Source organism: Actinoplanes sp. NPDC000266, assembly GCF_042899005.1.
Taxonomy (GTDB): Bacteria; Actinomycetota; Actinomycetes; order Mycobacteriales; family Micromonosporaceae; genus Actinoplanes.
The window spans coordinates 131,188-149,684 of sequence record NZ_JBIAZI010000008.1; the positions used below are offsets into that span (position 1 = coordinate 131,188).

The 18,497-nt window shown below is 71.2% G+C and carries 18 protein-coding genes and 1 pseudogene; 5 read left to right on the top strand and 14 right to left on the bottom strand.

Features of this window, described 5'->3' with window-relative positions; translation table 11 throughout:
- Window positions 1-279: 279 nt before the first annotated feature.
- Together ACFY36_RS30960 and murJ are read right to left on the bottom strand one after the other, a co-directional pair.
- Window positions 280-1,062 (bottom strand): annotated as a pseudogene (locus tag ACFY36_RS30960) (MFS transporter); the annotation flags it as partial.
- Between the two features lie 47 nt (window positions 1,063-1,109).
- Entirely contained in the window at window positions 1,110-2,576 is a 1,467-nt protein-coding gene (gene murJ, locus ACFY36_RS30965) for a murein biosynthesis integral membrane protein MurJ (RefSeq protein WP_499749854.1), read from the bottom strand.
- Window positions 2,577-2,614: 38 nt separating this feature from the next.
- Between murJ and ACFY36_RS30970 the strand changes: the two genes are divergently transcribed.
- Window positions 2,615-4,456, top strand: a complete 1,842-nt coding sequence (locus ACFY36_RS30970; protein WP_499749442.1) for a glycoside hydrolase family 15 protein — start codon at window positions 2,615-2,617, stop codon at window positions 4,454-4,456.
- Here ACFY36_RS30970 and ACFY36_RS30975 read toward each other — a convergent pair.
- Entirely contained in the window at window positions 4,437-7,271 is a 2,835-nt protein-coding gene (locus ACFY36_RS30975) for a helix-turn-helix transcriptional regulator (RefSeq protein ID WP_499749443.1), read from the bottom strand. The genes ACFY36_RS30970 and ACFY36_RS30975 overlap by 20 nt on opposite strands.
- Window positions 7,272-7,346: 75 nt before the next feature.
- Here ACFY36_RS30975 and ACFY36_RS30980 point away from each other — a divergent pair, with 75 nt between their 5' ends.
- Window positions 7,347-7,652 (top strand): putative quinol monooxygenase, encoded by a 306-nt coding sequence (locus ACFY36_RS30980; protein WP_499749444.1) that lies wholly within the window; start codon window positions 7,347-7,349, stop codon window positions 7,650-7,652.
- Here the strand turns inward: ACFY36_RS30980 and ACFY36_RS30985 are convergent.
- A complete protein-coding gene (locus tag ACFY36_RS30985; protein WP_499749445.1) occupies window positions 7,636-8,115 on the bottom strand; it encodes a DUF1877 family protein in 480 nt (159 codons plus the stop codon). The genes ACFY36_RS30980 and ACFY36_RS30985 overlap by 17 nt on opposite strands.
- A 139-nt stretch (window positions 8,116-8,254) precedes the next feature.
- On the opposite strand from ACFY36_RS30985, the gene ACFY36_RS30990 reads away from it, so the two are divergent.
- Entirely contained in the window at window positions 8,255-9,133 is an 879-nt protein-coding gene (locus ACFY36_RS30990; protein ID WP_499749446.1) for a hypothetical protein, read from the top strand.
- Here the strand turns inward: ACFY36_RS30990 and ACFY36_RS30995 are convergent.
- Window positions 9,100-10,380, bottom strand: coding sequence for a hypothetical protein (locus tag ACFY36_RS30995; protein WP_499749447.1), 1,281 nt, complete (start codon window positions 10,378-10,380; stop codon window positions 9,100-9,102). The genes ACFY36_RS30990 and ACFY36_RS30995 overlap by 34 nt on opposite strands.
- Before the next feature lie 80 nt (window positions 10,381-10,460).
- Window positions 10,461-10,778, bottom strand: coding sequence for a hypothetical protein (locus ACFY36_RS31000; RefSeq protein ID WP_499749448.1), 318 nt, complete (start codon window positions 10,776-10,778; stop codon window positions 10,461-10,463).
- A gap of 179 nt (window positions 10,779-10,957) precedes the next feature.
- Between ACFY36_RS31000 and ACFY36_RS31005 the strand changes: the two genes are divergently transcribed.
- Complete coding sequence (locus tag ACFY36_RS31005) at window positions 10,958-11,401, top strand: hemerythrin domain-containing protein (RefSeq protein WP_499749449.1); 444 nt, start codon at window positions 10,958-10,960, stop codon at window positions 11,399-11,401.
- Here ACFY36_RS31005 and ACFY36_RS31010 read toward each other — a convergent pair.
- The 7 genes from ACFY36_RS31010 to ACFY36_RS31040 all read right to left on the bottom strand — a co-directional run bounded on the left by ACFY36_RS31010 (window position 11,398) and on the right by ACFY36_RS31040 (window position 17,792).
- The gene (locus ACFY36_RS31010) at window positions 11,398-13,005 is read right to left on the bottom strand and encodes a PAS domain-containing protein (RefSeq protein ID WP_499749450.1); all 1,608 of its coding nucleotides are present in this window, start codon (window positions 13,003-13,005) and stop codon (window positions 11,398-11,400) included. The two genes, ACFY36_RS31005 and ACFY36_RS31010, sit on opposite strands and share 4 nt — an antisense overlap.
- Before the next feature lie 48 nt (window positions 13,006-13,053).
- Window positions 13,054-13,653: a DUF4304 domain-containing protein gene (locus ACFY36_RS31015; RefSeq protein WP_499749451.1), complete on the bottom strand. Its 600-nt coding sequence runs from the start codon at window positions 13,651-13,653 to the stop codon at window positions 13,054-13,056.
- 7 nt (window positions 13,654-13,660) lie between these two features.
- Entirely contained in the window at window positions 13,661-14,227 is a 567-nt protein-coding gene (locus ACFY36_RS31020; RefSeq protein WP_499749452.1) for a DUF2087 domain-containing protein, read from the bottom strand.
- A 48-nt stretch (window positions 14,228-14,275) separates the two neighbouring features.
- Window positions 14,276-16,474: a glycoside hydrolase family 9 protein gene (locus ACFY36_RS31025; RefSeq protein WP_499749453.1), complete on the bottom strand. Its 2,199-nt coding sequence runs from the start codon at window positions 16,472-16,474 to the stop codon at window positions 14,276-14,278.
- Window positions 16,475-16,529: 55 nt separating this feature from the next.
- Complete coding sequence (locus ACFY36_RS31030; protein WP_499749454.1) at window positions 16,530-16,892, bottom strand: UBP-type zinc finger domain-containing protein; 363 nt, start codon at window positions 16,890-16,892, stop codon at window positions 16,530-16,532.
- 30 nt (window positions 16,893-16,922) lie between these two features.
- The gene (locus tag ACFY36_RS31035) at window positions 16,923-17,387 is read right to left on the bottom strand and encodes an aminoacyl-tRNA deacylase (RefSeq protein ID WP_499749455.1); all 465 of its coding nucleotides are present in this window, start codon (window positions 17,385-17,387) and stop codon (window positions 16,923-16,925) included.
- A 63-nt stretch (window positions 17,388-17,450) separates the two neighbouring features.
- Complete coding sequence (locus tag ACFY36_RS31040) at window positions 17,451-17,792, bottom strand: hypothetical protein (protein ID WP_499749456.1); 342 nt, start codon at window positions 17,790-17,792, stop codon at window positions 17,451-17,453.
- 188 nt (window positions 17,793-17,980) lie between these two features.
- Here ACFY36_RS31040 and ACFY36_RS31045 point away from each other — a divergent pair, with 188 nt between their 5' ends.
- Complete coding sequence (locus tag ACFY36_RS31045; protein ID WP_499749457.1) at window positions 17,981-18,358, top strand: DUF427 domain-containing protein; 378 nt, start codon at window positions 17,981-17,983, stop codon at window positions 18,356-18,358.
- Here the strand turns inward: ACFY36_RS31045 and ACFY36_RS31050 are convergent.
- Window positions 18,319-18,459: a hypothetical protein gene (locus ACFY36_RS31050; RefSeq protein WP_499749458.1), complete on the bottom strand. Its 141-nt coding sequence runs from the start codon at window positions 18,457-18,459 to the stop codon at window positions 18,319-18,321. The two genes, ACFY36_RS31045 and ACFY36_RS31050, sit on opposite strands and share 40 nt — an antisense overlap.
- Between the last annotated feature and the right edge of the window lie 38 nt (window positions 18,460-18,497).

Below are 18,497 nucleotides of genomic sequence, written 5' to 3' on the forward strand. Positions count from 1 at the left end.
GGCGCCGAGGGAGTTGGCCGTGTTGTGGGCGGTGTTTACCCACGTGCCGGCCCGCACACGGGCGCCCGGTGGGGCGGCGTCGTCAGCGAGCAGATAGGCGGTGGTCAGGGCCGGCGAGAGGAACAGGCCGGCGACGCCGACCAGGGCGGCGAGTACCCACAGGTTGCCGGCCAGGCCGGCGACGGCGAGCGACGCGCCGAGGGCGGCGGCCAGCAGGGGCAGGCGCCGGGCGGCGGGCACACGCCAGGTGACTGCGCCGTACAGGAGACCACCGGCGACGCTGCCCATGGCGAGGGCCGCTTCCAGCCATGCGACGGCGGCGAGGTGGTGGTCGCGGTCGGCGAACGCGACGAGCAGCAGGCTCAGTGCGCCGAGACCGGCGCCGACCGCGGCCGACACCAGGATCGGGCGGTGGATGAGGGCGAGACGCATCGGCGGAGCGGGGATACGCGGCCCGGGTCGGGGCGCGGAGGGAAGGCCGGCGGCGGGCGCCCTGGCCAGCAGGAGACTTCCGGTCAGGACCAGGGCGGCGCTCACCGCGACACCCAATGCGGGATTCTCCACGGCGAGGAGGCCGGCCAGCAGGGGGCCGGTCACGTACAGCAGTTCCTCGCAGACCGTGTCGAGGGAGAAGGCCCGCTGGCGCAGCTCCGCCGACGGCATGATGTCCGTCCACAGTGCCCGCATGATGGGGCCCAGCGGTGGTGTCAGGGCGCCGGCCGTGACGGCCAGCGTCCACAGCACCGGATACGGCGTGCCGGGACGCCAGGTGGCGGCTGCGATCAAAAGCAGGAGCAGGGCGTACGCCGATGCCATGGCCGGCAGCGTGCGGCGCGGGCCGAAGCGGTCGATCAAGCGGGAGCGCAGCGGGGACAGGAACGAGCTCGTCAGCCCGAACAAGGCCGTGAACAGGCCCGCGACGGTGTAGGAACCGGTGGCCCGGGTGACCGCCAGGACGAGCGAGAGGAAGACGACGCCGTACGACAGACGGCCGATCAGGGCGGCGCTGAAAGCGCGCGCGGCGTGGGGTGTGCGCAGGACAGCACGATACGACGAAGACATGGTTGTTCCTCGGGAGAGCAGGGCCGCGGCTGGAGAAGCGGGCCCGTCTACGCACGGAGGAACGACATGCCGGTGATCCTATACAGCTGGCGGAGCTCACCCAAGCGCACCAGCTTGGCGACTCCCAGATAAGCGGCCGCGCCCAGGACGACCGCGATCGGCGCCCAGTCGCTCAGCGGGAGGACGAGCAGGCCGGCGGCGCCGGTGGCCACGGCCACCTTGGCGTGGGTGCGGAGCAGGCGGTGGCCGTCGAGGCGGCCCAGGCGACGGCGCAGGACGGCCGCCGACGCGATGAGGCCGGTGGTGTACGCGACCGCGTACACCCAAGGAAGCGCGACCACGACGAGAGCGGAAGGCAGCGTCGCCCCCGCCACCAGGCAGCCGAGCACGCCGACGGCCGTCACGCCGGTGGTGATCAGGGCGGGGGTCCGCGTGTCCTGCAGGGCGTAGAAGCCGCGCTGGAGGATGGCGTACGCGGTGAAGGGCACCAGGGCCAGGCCGAAACCGGCGACCACGAGGCCGAGCTGGGTGACCGCGGACCCGGAGCTGTTGCCGTGGGCGAACAGCAGGGTGGCGATCCGCGGGCCCAGCACCAGCATGGCGGCGGCGATGGGGGCCAGGATCACCACGGCCAGGCGGATCGCGCGGGACAGGTCGTCGGTGACGCGGCGCAGGTCGTGGCGGGCCGCGTTGCGGGACAGCCGCGGCAGGACGACCGTCATCACCGAGAGGGCGATCACCGCGTACGGCACCTGGAAGATCGCCGAGGCGTTCTGGTAGACGCTCACGCCGCCGGGGCCGCTCAGCGAGGCCGCGCGGGTGGCCACGGCCAGCAGCACCTGGGCGGCGGCGACCGACAGCAGCATCCAGGCGCCGAGGCGGGCGATCCGGCGCAGGCCGATGCCGCGCAGGTCGAGCCGCAGGCGCAGGGGGAAGCCGCTGCGGCGTAGCGCCCACACCACGAGCGCCATCTGGGCGAACACGCCGGCCGTGGTGCCGGCGGCCAGCAGCGTGAAGCTGGGCACGGCCAGGTACAGCAATCCCACGGCGATCACGACGACGCTGTTGACCAGCGGAGCCCACGCCGGCGCGGCGAAGTGGCCGCGCGTGTTGAGGATGGCGCCGGCGATCGCGCTCACGCCGTAGAAGAGGATCTGCGGGAGGAAGAAGCGGGCGAAATCCACGGCCACGTCGCGCTGGCCCGCCGAGAAGCCCGGGGTCAGCACCGAGACGAGCCAGGGCGCCGACAGCATCGCCGCCACGGTGACCGCGCTCAGCCCGTACAGAATCAGGGAAAGCAGTTTCTGGGTCTGCGGCGTGCCGTCGGACCTGGCCAGCAGCGGCACGATCACGCTGGCCATGGCACCGCCGACGACGATCTCGAAGACGGCGTTGGGCAGCGTGTTGGCCACGTTGTACGCGTCCAGGAGCCGGCTGCCCAGGCCGAGAGCGGACGCCAGGACCAGAACCCGGACGAAACCGGCGGCCCGGGACACCAGGGTCGCCACCGCCATGCCGCGGCCGGCCTGTCCGAGAGAAGTCATCGCCGGTCATGGTAGGTGGGCGCCGCACGCGGGTATTCACTGCGACTATGGCTCTGCCGATCGAGGACTACGCGATCATCGCCGACACCCAGACGGCCGCTCTCGTCGGGCGCAACGGCACCATCGACTGGCTGTGCGTGCCGCGCTTCGACTCCGGGGCGATCTTCGCGGCGCTGCTGGGCGACGAGGAGAACGGGCACTGGAGCATCGTGCCCGAGGGCGATTACACCGTCCGGCGGCGCTACGTCGACGAGACGCTCGTGCTGGAGACCGAGTTCGAGACCGCCGGCGGCGTCGTGCGCCTGACCGATTTCATGCCGCCGCGCGACAACCAGGCGCCCTCGGTCGTACGGATCGTGACCGGCGTCCGCGGGCGCGTCGACATGACGATGGTGCTGCGCCTGCGCTTCGATTACGGGCACGTGGTGCCGTGGGTCTATCAGGAGCAGGGCGATCTGGTCGCGGTGGCCGGGCCGGACGCGGCCTGGCTGCGCACGCCGGTGGAGACGCGCGGCGAGAACATGGCGACCCGGGCCGAGTTCACCGTGGGGCCGGGCGAGACCGTGCCGTTCGTGCTGACCTGGCGGCCGTCGCACCTGCCGCCGCCGGAACCGGTCGACCCGGTCAAGGAGCTGGGCGTCACCGAAGGGTATTGGCGGGGCTGGGTCTCCGCGTGCACCTATGAGGGCGAGTGGCGGGACGCCGTCGTACGCTCGCTGCTGACCTTGAAGGCTCTGACCTACGCCCCGACGGGCGGCATCGTCGCCGCGGCCACCACCTCCCTGCCCGAGAAGCTCGGTGGCGTGCGCAACTGGGACTACCGGTTCTGCTGGCTGCGCGACGCCACCATCACCCTGCAGTCCCTGCTCTTCTCGGGTTTCCAGAGCGAGGCCACCGCCTGGCGCAAATGGCTGCTGCGGGCCATCGCGGGCAACCCGGCCGAGCTCCAGATCATGTACGGGGTGGCGGGTGAGCGGCGCCTCGACGAGTACGTCGCCACGTGGCTCACCGGATACGACGGCAATCCCGTGCGGATCGGCAACGCCGCCGCCGAACAGTTCCAGCTCGACGTCTACGGCGAGGTGATGGACGCCCTGCATCAGGGCCGGCGAGCCGGCCTGAAGGCCGACGACCCGGCCTGGGGCCTGCAGTGCAAGCTGATGGAGTTCGTCGAGGAGCACTGGCGCGACCCGGACGAGGGCATCTGGGAAGTGCGCGGCGGCCCGCAACAGTTCGTGCACTCCAAGCTGATGGCGTGGGTGGCGGCCGACCGCGCGGTCAAGGCGATCGACGATTTCGGCCTGCCCGGCCCCCGGAAACGCTGGGTGAAGCTGCGCGACGAGATTCATGCCGAGATTCTGTCGAAGGGGTACGACAAGAAACGGCGGACCTTCACGCAGTACTACGGCTCCGAGGAGCTCGACGCGGCTCTGCTCATGGTGCCGCTGGTCGGTTTCCTGCCCGCCGGCGACGAGCGGGTCGCCGGCACGGTGGCCGCGATCGAGGAGAACCTGCTGGTCGACGGGTTCGTGCAGCGCTACACGCAGCATCACGGCACCGACGTGGACGGCCTGCCGCCGGGCGAGGGCGCGTTCCTGGCCTGCACGTTCTGGCTGGCCGACAACTACGCGCTGATGGGCCGGGAGCAGGAGGCGCGCGAGACGTTCGCCCGCCTGCTGGCGTTGCGCAACGACGTGGGCCTGCTCTCCGAGGAGTACGACACGGAGGCCGGCCGCCTCGTCGGCAACTTCCCGCAGGCGTTCAGCCACGTCCCGCTGATCGACACGGCCCGCACGCTGACGACGGCCCTGGCCCCGACCGAGGCCCGGGTCAGGGAAGGGCTGAAGTGAGCTCCCGCCGTGACGTGATGCCGAGCTTGGTGAACACCTTGCGCAGGTGCCACTCGACGGTGCGCGGGCTGAGAAAGAGGGCACTGCCGATCTCGGCGTTGGTGCGCCCGGCGACGGCCAGGCGCACGATCTGCTCCTCCTGGGCGGTGAGCTTGCCGGCGCTGTCCGAGGCTTTCCGCCGTACGGCCTCACCGGCGGCCGCCAGCTCCCGGGCGGCCCGGTCGGCGAACGCCTCGGCGCCCATCGAGGTGAAGGCCTCGTACGCCTCCCGCAGCTCACCCCGCGCCTCGGTGCGCCGGTTCTCCCGCCGCAGCCACTCGCCGAGCAGCAGATGGGTGCGGGCGGCCTGCATGACCCCGCCCGCCGCGGTGAAATGCCCGAGCGCGGCCCGGAACCGCTTCTCCACGTCGCCGGCCGGCCCGGTCAGCGCGTCGGCCACGGCTTGCACGCCGAGGGCCCAGTCGGTGCCGGCGATCGCGGTCCGCTCGGCCAGCCGTCCGGCCGCGGCGGCCGCCTCCTCGTGGTGCCCGGCCCGGGCGGCCGCCTCGACCAGCTCGCTCAGGGTCCAGGCGTAGACGGCGAGATCTGGATATTCGGCGGCTTCCCGGGCCGCCCGGTAGGCGCCTTCGAAGTCGCCGAGCCCGTTGGCCAGGGCGGCCCGGCCGAAGCCGGCCACGCCCAGCGACCGCCCCTCGGCTCGCGCGTTCGCGTCCCGGACGACCTCGTCGGCGAGTTCGGAGGCGTACGGCTGAAGGCCTCGATAGGCGGCCAGCGTGACCGACGCGGATGGTTGAAGCGCGCTGCCCAGGGCTTGCCGCAGGGCCCCGGCCTCGTCGGTGAGGCTGGCGGCGTCAGCCAGCCGGCCCATGTAGAGCAGGATCCCCGACCGGAACGCCAGTGCCGTGGGAAGCAGCGACAGGGAGCCGGTCGCCCGGGCCGCCCGCAGTCCCTGCTCGGTGATCGGATCCCACACGTCGTGCCGGAACATCTCATGGGCCACCGGGGCGGCCAACCACAGAAGCCCCGGCTCCGGTTTCTCCACGAGCACGTCGAGCGCCCGGTTGAGAGTCGGCGCCGCCGCCGCATAACCGTCCAGGATCCAGGTCGTGATGCCAATGAGCAGCAGCCCGGCCGCGTCGTCGCCGATCGTCCCGCCCGCCGCGCCCGCCGCGCCCGCCGCGTTGTCGAGCGCGGGCGCGGGCGCGGTGCCGGGTGCAGGCGCGGTGCCGGGCGCGGGCGCGGTGCCGGGTGCAGGCGCGGGCGCGGGCGCGGTAGCGGCTGTTGGGGCCTCGGTGGCGGCTGCTCGAGCCACGTCGCGGAGGAAGGCGTCGTCGAGACGGCCCGCGTGCAGGGCGGCGCCCACGGCCGCGAGGTACGTCTCGCGGGCGGCGGCCGGGTCGAGGTCGCGCAGCCGGCGGGCGGCCGCGAGCAGCGGCGGGCCGGCGGCGCGGCCCGGGTTGAGGATGAGGGCCAGGTGGGCCCGGAGGCGTTCGGCGCGGGCGCGCTGGAGAGCGTCCAGGTGGCTCATCTCGGCCACAGCCAGCAGCTCGGGGACCTGCGCGAACGAGCCGGCGTCGGCGTGGGCCCGCGCGGCCGAGATGAGCAGATCGGCCCGGCGGGCCCGGTCGAGGGTGAGCTCGGCGGCCCGCTCGAGGAAGGCCGCGGCGGCCGACCGGCCGCCCCGGGCCAGCGCGCGGCCGGCGGAGCTCTCCAGCTCGGTGGCGACCTCCTCGTCAGGGCCGGAGACCGCGTGCGCGCGGTGCCAGGCCCGCCGGTCCGGATCTTCCCCCGGATCGGTGGCCTCGGCCAGGGCGGCGTGCACCTCGCGCAGATCGTCGGCGTGCCCGGCCCGCCAGGCGGCCGAACGGACGAGCGGATGCGGGAAGCGCACCCGCCGGTTGAGGTCGATGAGCTGCGCCGACTCGGCCGGCGCGGCCGCCTCGGGCCCGATGCCGAGCCGTCGCAGGGCCCGCCACAGCAGCGGCACGTCGCCGACCGGCTCGACCGCCGCCGCCAGCAGCACCATGCGGGTCTCGGCGGGCAGGGCCGCGATGCGCCGCCGGAACGTCTCCTCGACCCGGCCGGCCAGCGGCGTGGAGCTCAGCCCGCCGAAGCCGAACGCCAGTTCCGCCGCCGTGAGCCCCTTGGGCAGCTCCAGCAGCGCGAGCGGGTTCCCGCGCGTCTCGAGGACGATCCGATCCCGTACGCGGGAATCGACCGGACCGGGAAGAACGGAGTCGAGCAGCTCACGCGCCTCGGCGTCGGGCAGCCCGCCCACCGGAAGCTCGGGCAGCCCGGCCAGGACCCCTTCGTCACCCGGCGACCGCACCGAGAAGATCAGGGCCACCGACTCGGCACCGAGCCGCCGGGCCACGAAGGTCAGGATCACCTCGGACATCCGGTCGAGCCACTGAACGTCGTCGACGATGGCCACCAGCGGCTGCTCGTCCGCGCTCTCGGCCAGCAAGCCCAGCACCGCCAGCCCCACCAGAAGCGGCTCGGGCGGGCTGCCCGCGCTCAGCCCGAAGGCGGTGGTGATCGCCTCCCGCTGATGCTCCGGAAGCCGGTCGAGCGACCCCAGCAGAGGCGCACAGAGCTGCTGAAGAGCGGAGTAGGCGATCTCCGACTCGAGTTCGACCCCGGCCGCGCGAGTGGTCCGTACACCCGAACCCGCCTGTTCCGCGAGATAGTCGAGCAGAGCCGTCTTGCCGACCCCGGCCTCACCGCGAAGCACCAGGACCCGGCTGTTACCGGCCGCGATGTCGCGCAGCAGCCGGTCGAACGTCTCACGCTCGCGCCTGCGCCCTTGCAACACGTGATCATCCTCCCGCCCGGGAGCGTACCCGCCGCCCGATGGTTGACCTGGCAACGTTCATGTGAGGATGTCGGAATGCCGTACGGATACATCGCCTCCATGAAGGCCCAGCCCGGCCACCGCGACGAGATCATCAACCTCCTGGTGAGCGGCGCCGACGGCCTGCGGGCGGCCGGCTGCCACCTCTACGTGGTCAGCGCGGCGGTCACCGACGACGTCACCATCTGGGTGAGCGAGGTCTGGGAGTCGAAACAGCATCACGACGACTCGCTGAAGCTCCCCGAGACCCGGGCCGCCATAGCCAAGGCCATGCCAATGTTGACCGGCGACTTCTTCAGCCAGGAGACCGAGGTGCGAGGAGGCCTCACTGGTCGACCGTGAAGATGACCGACCGCCCGGCCCCGGCCGCGCGTTTGTAGAAGTCACGGACCTCGGTCAGGTACTGCCACGTGTACTGGAAGTCCTCATCGCCGAGCACCCCTTGGTAGTCGCCGGCGTCGATACGGTCGTACCGTTCCCGCAGCCACGCCTCACTCACGGTCTCCAGCGCCGCCGCAACCGCCGGCACCTGATCGGCGAGCACATGGGCGACGATGTAGTCCTCCCCTTCGTGGTGATGGCCACCGCCGAGCAGCGCCAGTTCCAGAGCTTCGCCGGTACGCCGCCCGAGCTGAAGGGTGCCGTCACTCAGGCACCGGTGCATGGCGTCCCAGGATTTGTCCACTTCGCACAGCCAGTCCCCCGCCCAGGCCTCCTCCACCTCTTCGACGAACTCCATCACTTCGTCGTCATCGCGCGTGGCGCCCAGAGCAGCATCCTGAGCCCCGGTCAACGCGAACAACACCCCACGGCATCCCATGGCCATGGAGTATGCCGAGGGGGTACGACATTCGAGGCTTCCAGGAGCTCAGGTCCGGTCCAGGCCGACCGATCAACGCACGCGGAGTGGTCGGGTCGAACGTTCTGATCAGAATGGGGCTTCCGTGGCACGTATCTCGGTCGAAGGTCGTGACGTCTATACCAAGACGCAGGGGAACCAAACGGTCCGTATCTGCACAGCGCAGAACATTCGCAAGGAATGGGAATGGGAGTTCGAGCTCGCCGCGGGTCGGCATGTCACGCCGGACGAGATCGCGGCCCACCAGACCGTGGCTGGTCTCGTCGAATGGCTGCGCGCACGTGGTGCGCGGCGCATCGTCACGGGCTCATCGGTGGCGCGCCCGAATCCCGTGGCGGAAACGCTCTGCGTCGAGCCCGATCCCGATTGGCTCAGCCAGGCCGTCCCAGCGGTCGAGCAGGCCATCAATGAGCTGGTCCTGGAGTTCGTGGAGCACCCGTACCTGCACCGCGTCGAACACTCCCTCCACGTCCGCCTGTACCAACTGCTGGCGTCCCACCCAGTGCTCGGCTCGAGAGTGTCGATCGGACGTAGCGGATACCGCACTCAGCTCATCCACAAGGAGTGGCCCGAGACCACGCGACGCGGTGAGAAGAATGGCCGGGGCAACAGCGACCTGGCCATCCTCAGCCCGAACCAATTGGCCGAGGCGACCCTGCCGGAGTACCGCAACGGACGAGTTGCCGCGGCGATCGTGATCGAGATGGGTCTGGACTACGGCTTCAGCCACCTCGACGGCGATCACAAGAAGCTGGTCAACAGCGAAGCCGGACTCGGCTACCTGGTCGACTTCCGCCGAAGCGGGAGGCCGGACCCGGGGACACGCCGCCTGATTCTTGACCCGGAGCCTCCGATCAGGTCCGCGTACGTTCACCATCTCTCTGAAGGCATCGCCTTCAAGTCTGTCGGCGATCTCGAACTGCGCTACCGTCAGCCCGCCGCCGGCTTGCGGTCGATTGTGTAGTGCAGGACCAGGAACGGGAAGCCGTACAGGGAGAACGCGTGGTCGGCGCGCAAGGTGCCGTCGTCGGTGTAGACGTCCAGCTGCTCGGTGAAGCCATGAACGGCCAGTGTGGTCAGGTCCCGGGACTCGGCGTCGACGTACGTCAGGTAGTGGCCCGGGTGGGGCAGCGGGCTGCGGCTCGTCAGGACCAGGCCTCCGCCGGGGCGGGGCTCGGGGAGGAGGGTCGCGGTGAAATTTCCTTGGGGTACGGGGAAACCGACGCTCACGTAACCACGGCCGTCATGCCGGTACGTGGTGTAGATGCCGACGTAGATCGGCTCGTCCGTGTCGGCGAAGGAGCGGATCCAACCCCGTACGCCAATGAGGTCGGTGTCCTTCGGGGTGATGGTGTCGATGCGGCTGCGGACGCCGCGCAGGGTCTCGCGCTGGTTCATCGGCACGTTGGCCTGGCCCAGCGGGCGCGCCACGAAGGTGCGGTAGAGCAGGTAACCCGGGCGCACCCAGAGCCGCCACTCGGGCACGATGTCGAGCCGGAAACGGGTCGTGTGCTCGTAGAACTCCCGCACCAGGGGATCGACGCCGGCCGGGTCGAACTGCGGGCCGGCCAGGTCGTCGAGTGACGCGACGATGCCCACGTCGTCGGCGTCGGCCTGGTACGTGCCGCCGAGCACCTCGGCCAGCTCCCGCACGTAGCCGGTGCCGACGTAGCCGGCTCGGGCCTCCAGCGGCACCACGAACGGAAGGTCCTCGGCCCGGACCCCTTCGGCGAGCAGGCCGACCTGGGGATCGCGGAACAGGAGCGCCGCCAAGGCCCGGTAGCCGACCACCGCGGTGGCGGCCACCGCGGCCGGGGGCGCTGCGTTCGAGGCGGCCAGACGCCACGCGGCCCCGGCGGCGGCTCCGGCGACGGGGCCGAGCGCGACCTTCTGCGGGCGCATGCCGAGCGCGCCGGCGACCGCACCCGCCGCCGCGCCCACGGCAACGGGGCCGGCGCCGGTGACCCGGCCGCCCAGCCAGCCGGCGGGCGCCGCGAGCGCGCCGCTCATGACCACCCGCGACCACCAGGCCGGGATCTCCCCCGGTTTCTGCCGGGCCCGGGACACGGCTTCGGTCACGACGAGCGCGGCCGCGCCGATCGCCGCCCCACGACCACGCCGCCGGCCCGAGACGGCGGCCCCGGCCAGCGCCCCGGTGATCGCGGCGAAGACGAGCCCAGTGACGCGCTTGCCGCGCTCCTCCGCAGTCATGAACGCACCGTAGCAAGCCCCGCGCCGCGACAATCAGCGCCGCTCGAAGGGGCGCCGTGCGCGCCCATCGCTTGGCGCGTTCAGCGCTGCTCGACGAGGCGCCGCGCGCGCAGGAGGCGGGCCCACCACGGGCGCTTCGGGCGGGCGGCGCGCAACGGCGGGCGCGTGGAACGTTTGAGGCTGATCCAGCCGCCCGGCCCCATGGTGACGGAGCCGATGGCGGGCCGGCGGCGGGCCGCGAACCCGATCGCGACGCCGGTGACGGCCACCGCCGCCACCGTGGCCAGGGCGGTGACGTCCAGCGCGGGCACGAACCTCGTCCCCTGCGCGTCATCGGTGACGTAGGCGCCGATCTCCCGGCGACCACGACGGACCGGATTCACCTCTACCGTGGGCATGCCTCATTGGTAACCCCGGCCGGGATCTCGCGGGTAGGGCCGGACGACCCGGACGTACGCCGGGTTCGGGACTTTGGGCCCGGCATTGAAAGGACCTGCTCCCCCTGACCGGAACCGGTGGGCGGTCCAGGCTCAAGGCGAGTCCCCACGCGGGGCCACGGCCGAGAGGGAGTCCCATCATGTGCGAGTACTGCGGCTGCCAGTCGGTCACCGCCATCGAGGAGCTGACCCGCGAACACGACGAGGTCGTCAACCTGATCAGCGCCATCCGCTCCACGGCCGACACCAATCGCATGGCGGCCCTGACCCGCGAGATCACCACCGTGCTGACCCCACACACCGAGGTGGAGGAACACGGCCTGTTCCCGTTGCTGGCCAACGACTTCCCCGACCAGATCGGCACCTTGGAGTCCGAACACCGCCAAGTGGAAGCCGTCCTGGCCGAGTCCGCCCACGAAACCCCCGCCGACCCGGCCTGGCCCACCCGCCTGATCGAAACCCTGGACCTGCTACGCGACCACATCCTCAAGGAACAGGACGGCGTATTCCCCGCCGCCTTGACCACCTTGACCGGCACCGACTGGGACACCGTCGACAAGGTACGAGCGAAACAGGGAAGCTAGTAGCGGAACTTGTGCTGAGCGCTCCGCCGATTCACCCGACCCGGCAATTCGTCCATTTTGTCGCGTTGCGATCGCTGGTCGTGCCGGTCAGGGCTCAGCGGAAAATCCCGCATGGTCACCACGAACCCCTGGACCAGGCGGTCCTCTCGCAAGTCCCGGTACGTGACCTCGACCGGCACCTGGCTGCCGTCGGGCCGCAGCAACGAGCAGAACACCACGCCGTCGCCGGAGCCGCGGAACGCCTGGCGCAAGCTCGTACGGTCGTCCGGATGCACCAGGTCGCCGAGGGTGGCCAGCGGCGGCAGGTCACCCGCGCCCAGCAGGTCGCGCAGTGACCGGCTCGCGTATCGGATGCGCTGGTCCTCGTCGATCACCAGCATCATGTCCGTGCTGTTGCTGATCACCGCTCGCAGGTACAGGTCACTGTCGCGGCGGCCCACCGCCTCCATCAGGGAGATCCGGTCCAGTGCCAGCGCCGCCTGACCCGCCAGCACCTCCAGCGTGTCGCGCGTGGCCGTCAACGTGTCCCGGCGGCCCTGAAGGATCAGGGCGCCGCCACTCGGCCGGGCGACCGCCAGCGGCTCCAGCCAGAGCGGGCACACCAGCGTCGCGTAGTCGTCGTCCGCCTCCGCGATCCACCAGCTGCGGTGCGGCGGGCCGGCCTCCGGACCGGGCGCCGCTTCGAGCGGGACGTCGTCCACGGCGAAGACCGTGCTGCGGATCGCCTCCGATGGCATGAGCTGCGCGACCGCGGCCCGGACCGCCTCATCCACCGCCGGCGTGTCGGCGGCTGCCACCAGCGCGGCGCTCGCCTGCCTCAAACCGCGCTCGCGCGTCAGCGCCTGGCCGTTCAGGTTCACCGCGTCCATCAGCCGTGTGATGGTCAGGAGCAGGGTGATCGCACCGGCCACCGCGATCACCACGCCGTCGCCGACCGTGCCGTCGATCGCCTCGACCAGCAGGACGACCGGCGGGGTGGCCACCGAAATGCCCAGCAGCGTCGCCCAGCGGCCGAGCCACGGGCTCGGGCGCGGCTCCGCCGGCTCGGTGAGCCGGACCATCGACGGGTGCAGCGCGGCGGCGCCCCAGGACAGGTAGAGCACCACGAACCCCGACTCGCTGAGCCGTCCCGGCCACAGCGGCTGCACGATGTCACTGACCAGCACACCCACCGCGCCCACGACCAGCAGCACGGCCGAGACGTTCCGGCCCACGGCGACCAGCACACGGGCGACAACGGCGAGAAGCAGAAGGGCGCCGATGACGTACGCCCCGGAGACGCTCCCGATGCGGCCGGCGTCCCCGACGGCGAACACCCAGACCACCAGCAGCGCCGAACACGCGAACGCGAGCAGGTCGATGAGCCGGGCCCGGTCCACGAGAACCGCACCGACGCGGGTGAACTGCAGCAGGCTGGCGGCGACCAGCGCGAACATCACGTAGAAGCAGAGATCGGCGACACTCGCCCGGTCCAGCGCGGTCAGCACGTCACCGGCCGCGCTGGCCAGCAGGGCCCCCGCGAGCAGCAGCCAGGGCCCGATCCGGGCGGGCCGGTGCCGGCGTACGCCGTAGACGATGGCCCCCGCGCTACCGATTCCCAGCACAACCCATTCGATGACCCTCAGCACGACCAACTAGTACCAGCGGCGTTGCTATGTGTCTATGTCGTGGGACAGAGCCCAGGCCACGTACGGGTGGTCGGGCTCCTTCAGGAAGTGAAAGCCCTCGAGTGCGTTGGCCGGTGGTGGTGGCAGCCTCACCTCGCCGGCCCGAAGCGACTCGTCGATGCGACGGTAATGGCCGAGGATCTCCTCGAGGAACGGCAGCACGTGAGAGGGCAGTGCGGCGACGAGGAAGTCGCCGCACCGCTCCGCATCGCCGGTCGAGGTGAGCCGCCACGTGTCGCGGCGGACGCCGATGCCCGGCGCGTAGGAGTCGACGAACTCGGGAGGCGCTTCCAGGCGGTTCCACCACTGGCTCGCCATCGTGCGGGGCAGCCGGACCCCGTCCACGAAGCCACGGGTCTGCTGCCAGCGGAGCCAACCGCCGGTGGACACCGCCATGTTGATGTAGAAGAGCGATAGATCGCCGCCGCTGCTTCCGGAGCCCTGGAACTCGAGGATGACGGCGTCGCCGTCGCCGGAACGGAGGCGGAACGTGCCGGACGACCGCTGGAAGCCGGCGGCCTTCAGGGCGGGCCACACCCGCTTGGAGATCATTTCCAGGTACGCACGACGAACGGGGCGGTCCACGTCATGATCATATGAGTGGGGCCGGCAGGGGGCGGCCGGGACCGTATGTGGTGCCGGCGCGGTCGCGTTCCAGCCAGCCCGTGTCGACCAGCATGCGGCGGACGCCGGCCACGTCGTCGGTGACCTGGGACAGGCGCGTGTTGATGTGGTCCTCGTCGTAGAGGCCGTCCAGCGCCAGGAACCGCGCGAACAGTTCGCCGATCAGCTCGTAGCGCTCGCCCAGTGTCGGCGGCAGGCTGGTCAGGCGGCCGTGGGCGAAGTTGCCCCGTAGCTGGGGATAGTCGCGCAGCAGCGGGGCCATCGGCTGCAGGGCGTCCACCGCGGACGCGGCCTGTCGCAGCGCGCTCGGATCGGCCCGGTAGACGCCGTTTCCGGTGCCGGTGGCAAGGCCGGCCGCGACCAGGCGGGCCAGGGTCTCGCCGGCTTTCTGGACCGGGACGTCGATCGTGAAGGCCAGCTCGGCGATCGTGGCGCCCTCGGCGCCCCGGCGGACCAGCTCGGCGTACGCCGCCAGGCGTTGCGGGACGGCCAGCTGGCTGAGCATTTCGGCCGCGCGGGCGGCGTCGGCGGACATTCCGTCACCGTAGGGGCCGCGCGCCGTGACGCGCGACCCCATTTCCGGTCAGGACGCCGCGAAGGCCGAGATCCAGGCCAGCGGCGCGTTCCAGTTGATGGTTAGCTCGTTCGTGGACCAGCTCTGAATGTCGTCGATGTAGCAGAACTGGGCCACGCAGCCGGTGAGCTTGCTCTGGGCGTACGGGTCCTGGATGGCGCTGTTGGCGCCGCCGGCCAGCGTTCCCACCGGCGGGTTGGGCAGCGCCGGGTCCAGTTGCCGTGCGTACCAGCGGCTGTGCTGGTTGTGCGAGCTGACCTCGCCGTATCCGGTCACGTAGGACTGGTTGAGGGCGTTGCGGCCGAACATGTAGTCCAGGCCGGTCAGCACCGCGTCCCGGTAGACCGCGCGGCCGGTGATCTTGTGGCCGGCCGCCAGCACCACCATGTTGTTGAGGATGATGCTGTTCGAGCCCCAGTCCCACGCGTTGTTCGCCGGGGCGTACGGAACGCCGTACGGATGCTGTTTCTGAATGGCCAGATACTTCTCCGCTCCCCGGACCACCGACGCCTTGACGGCGGCCAGGCCGGGGAGACGGTTCGGCACCAGCGCCAGATCGAGCCTCGCCGCCGCGGCGGTGGAGGCCCAATCGAAGGCGCCGGCGCCGAACACGTCGGCGGTGTGCTCGGGCGACGAGAGCACGTCCGCCTGGTACCGCTTCTCCCCCGTGGTGAGGAACAGTTCGGCGGCCGCCCAGTAGAAGTCGTCGGTGACCTTGGTGTCGTTGTAGGCGCCGCCGCCGACGCCGTCGGACTCCGGCGCGAGCATGACCGGGTTGGCCTTGGCGGCCGCGTACGCGGTGCGGGCCGCGGAGAGCGCCCTGGCCGCGAACGCCGGGTCGTACTTCTTGTAGACGCGGGCCGCCTGCGCCGCCGAGGCGGCCAAATTGAGCGTCGCCGCCGTGGAGACCGGGTGCAGTTCGCGCGGCTGCGGGTCGAGGTGCGGCAGCAGGGGCAGGCCGGTCCAGGCCTGGTCGTGGATCTTGTGGTGGGCCATTCCGGCGTACGGCTTGCCCGCCGGCACCTGCATGGACAGCAGGAAGTCGAGCTCCCAGCGGGCCTCGTCGAGGACGTCGGGGGTGCGGTTCCCGCTCTCGGGGATCGTCAGGCCGAGCTTGCGCAGGGCCGGGAAGGTCTCGTACGCGCTGAGCACCTCCCACACCGAGATGCCGCCGTTGACGACGTACTTGCCGTGGTCCCCGGCGTCGTACCAGCCGCCGCGCACGTCGAGGGTGTAGTCGCAGACGCCGGGCTGGCACGGCACCGCGCCGTCGCCCTGGTTGGGCGCCACGTCGACGTGCCCGGCCGGGCGGCCGTAGCCGGGGCGCAGGTCATCGCGGATCTCGATGCCGCTGCGCTGCGTGTAGTAGAACTTCAAAGCGTCGGTCCGGAGCTTGTCGTACGCCCGTGGGTCGATGTCGAAGGGCCGGCTCGTCTCCCCGTCGGCGGTCAGGGTGTATCCGGTGCCGCGTTTGGTGTAGCGGCCGAAGTCGATCGTGTGCACGTTCTGCCCGGACGAGACGTCGACGCCGCGCGGTGTGGTGTCGCCCCGGGCGACGACCTTGCCGGCGGCGTTCGCGAGCTGCCACGGCAGTTTCTCCAGAGAGGTGGTCACCAGGGTGGCGGCTTTGGGGCCGTCCGGGAGGTACGCCACCTGGTTCACCCGCACGCGGGGGCCGGTGTCCGGGACGTACACCTCGGGCGGCACGCCGCCGACCAGCGACACGTTGTCGACGCAGAAGTTCCAGGGATCGGCGCTGCCGCCGAGCTGGAAGGCGACCTGGCCGATCGCGGTGTCGGCGGGTGCGGTGAACGTCCACGAGTAGTGCTGGAAGTCGCCGAGGGCGGGCGACTGCTCGAAGTACGTCGTGTACGGGTCGGCCCCGAGCCCGACGATCGCCCGCACCACCTTGCCGGCGTCGCCACCGGCGTCGAAGGAGAACCGGTAGGTCTCCCCCGCGACGAGATCGATGTCGTTCTGGCCGACGGCCACGTCCCACTTGTTGACCGTGCCGCCGGGCACGTCGACGCAGGCCCGGCCGCCGGTCAGCGTGAACGGCCCGGACGAGGACCAGAACGGGTCGGTGGTGCCGTCGAAGCCGCCGTTGACGACCTGTTCCACTTCCGCGGCGAATGCGGGCGCCGCGGGCACAAATAAGGCGGACACCGCCACCACGGCGATGATCCGGGAGCGCTCCCACAGAGACATGGAAACATATTGATCGATGCCGTAACGCTGTGTCAACGCTCCCGCAACACAACCGTCAGCGGTGCAGGTGCCTCTTCCAGTCGTCCGGCACGGCGCCGGCCGGGCCGGGGGCGGGCTGGTCGAGCGGGTGGCTGTCGGCCGGGGCCAGCCGCGGGCCGTTGCCGGCCTCCTCGGTGCTGAAGTCCCAGAACCAGTCCTCGCCGGGCTCGAACGACTGGATGATCGGGTGGCCGGTCTCGCGCCAGTGCGCGGTCGCGTGCTGCGACGGGGAGGAGTCGCAGCAGCCGATGTGCCCGCACTGGGCGCAGCGGCGCAGGTGGAACCACCATCCGTCGGCGCCGAGGCACTCGACGCAGCCGGTGCCGGACGGGGGAACGTGGGGCTGGATCGGGTCTTCGCTCGTCTTCTCGCTGCTCACGAGGAGCAACCTACCCGAGCGACACATGCGTCAGGCTGCATCCTCCGTCACATCGGCGAACTGGCCGCCCAGAGCGGCGACCGCCTCGTCCGCCTCGACCTGCAGGCCGGCCCCGCGCTCACCGGCGCCCAGGTTGATCGTGCGGCCGCGGGTGCGCTCGTCGGCGATCACCGGCCACGAGCCGGCCGCGCCGAACGGGGTGATGGTGCCGCGCTCGTATCCGGTGGCGGCCAGCGCGACCTCGGCGTTGGGCATCGAGAGGCGGTTCACGCCGAGCAGGGCCCGCAGCTTGGGCCAGGAGATCGACCGGTCGCCCGGCACCAGCACGAGCACATAGTCGTCGTCGCCACGCCGTACGACCAAGGTCTTGACCAGGTCCTGAATCTCGACACCCTGGGCCCGGGCGGCCTCGGCGACGCTGGCGACGGGACCGTGGCGCAGAAGCGCGGACTTCACGCCCAGCGCGGTGGCGGCGGTTTCGGCGGGGTTCGGCATGTGATCAACCGTAGACACGAAACAGGCCACATCCGAAGCGGATGTGGCCTGTTCTACGCGCGTTCAGTCGCGACCGCGGCGGTGGTCCCGCCAGTCGTCGTGGTCGTCCCGCTCGACCGTCAGCTTCCAGTCGCCACGGTGCGGGCCGCGACGGACGAAGTCACAGTCGAAGTCCTCCCACCAGTCGCGACGCTCGCCACGCCAGCCGGCGCGCTCACAGTCGCGGCGGTCGTCGTAGTAGCCGGCCACATCGTCGTCATCGTCGTCCCACGGGCGCACCTGCGTCTGCGTGGTGCCCTGCGAGGACGAGCCGGCCGTGGCCGCCTGTGCGGGACCCGCACCGATCGTCACGCCCGTGACCAGGCTCAGTCCGACGAGTGTCAGGATCCGCGTTGCCGCTTTCATGTCTCTACCTTCCTCGAGCCGGTTGATTCGCCCTAAGGTCATCACGGCCGTAAGCCGCATATGTGGCAACGGCCGCCTTTGGGGTGTTCGGGCGAGGAAGCCATGGATGACCGGCCGGATTTTGGACGATCGGCTGCGGGCGGAGAAACAATGTGCGTAAGGAATCGATCATGAACGAAGGAGGCCGCATGAGCGGCAAGCCCGTCCTGGAGCCCGGACCGGACCACCCGATCACGATCACGCCGAACCCGGCCCACATCGTGGTCACGGTCGCCGGCAAGGTCGTCGCCGACACCCGCAACGCTCTGACGCTTCAGGAGTCGACGTACCCGGCCGTGCCGTACATCCCGATCGGCGACGTCGACCAGTCGCTGCTCGAGGACAGCGCGACCGAGAGCTACTGCCCGTACAAGGGCGACGCCAGCTATTACTCGATCCCGGCCGGGGGCGAGAAGTCGGTGGACGCCATCTGGGTCTACCGCGACCCGCGCCCGGCGGTGGCCGAGATCAAGGACCACGTCGCGTTCTACCCCGACCGGGTCGACTCGATCTCGATCGAGAACTGAGCGCCGGGGGCGACGGTCGCGCCGGCGCGCTCCTCGGCGGCGAGCAGCGTTGACAGCACGGTCAGGATGAAGGCGGTGGTGACCGCCCTGGTGAACAGCACGGGTCAAGAAGATCCGTTCCGGCCCGGCTTGGCGATCA

Bases quoted from the DNA above. Each gene is read 5' to 3' on its own strand.
- ACFY36_RS31005 (WP_499749449.1), top strand. From the start codon at position 10,958: ATGTGCGAGTACTGCGGCTGCCAGTCGGTCACCGCCATCGAGGAGCTG.
- ACFY36_RS31040 (WP_499749456.1), bottom strand. From the start codon at position 17,792: ATGAAAGCGGCAACGCGGATCCTGACACTCGTCGGACTGAGCCTGGTC.
- ACFY36_RS30980 (WP_499749444.1), top strand. From the start codon at position 7,347: ATGCCGTACGGATACATCGCCTCCATGAAGGCCCAGCCCGGCCACCGC.
- ACFY36_RS30995 (WP_499749447.1), bottom strand. From the start codon at position 10,380: ATGACTGCGGAGGAGCGCGGCAAGCGCGTCACTGGGCTCGTCTTCGCC.
- murJ (WP_499749854.1), bottom strand. From the start codon at position 2,576: ATGGCGGTGGCGACCCTGGTGTCCCGGGCCGCCGGTTTCGTCCGGGTT.
- ACFY36_RS31020 (WP_499749452.1), bottom strand. From the start codon at position 14,227: ATGTCCGCCGACGCCGCCCGCGCGGCCGAAATGCTCAGCCAGCTGGCC.
- ACFY36_RS31025 (WP_499749453.1), bottom strand. From the start codon at position 16,474: ATGTCTCTGTGGGAGCGCTCCCGGATCATCGCCGTGGTGGCGGTGTCC.
- ACFY36_RS31000 (WP_499749448.1), bottom strand. From the start codon at position 10,778: ATGCCCACGGTAGAGGTGAATCCGGTCCGTCGTGGTCGCCGGGAGATC.
- ACFY36_RS31035 (WP_499749455.1), bottom strand. From the start codon at position 17,387: ATGCCGAACCCCGCCGAAACCGCCGCCACCGCGCTGGGCGTGAAGTCC.
- ACFY36_RS31045 (WP_499749457.1), top strand. From the start codon at position 17,981: ATGAGCGGCAAGCCCGTCCTGGAGCCCGGACCGGACCACCCGATCACG.
- ACFY36_RS30970 (WP_499749442.1), top strand. From the start codon at position 2,615: ATGGTAGGTGGGCGCCGCACGCGGGTATTCACTGCGACTATGGCTCTG.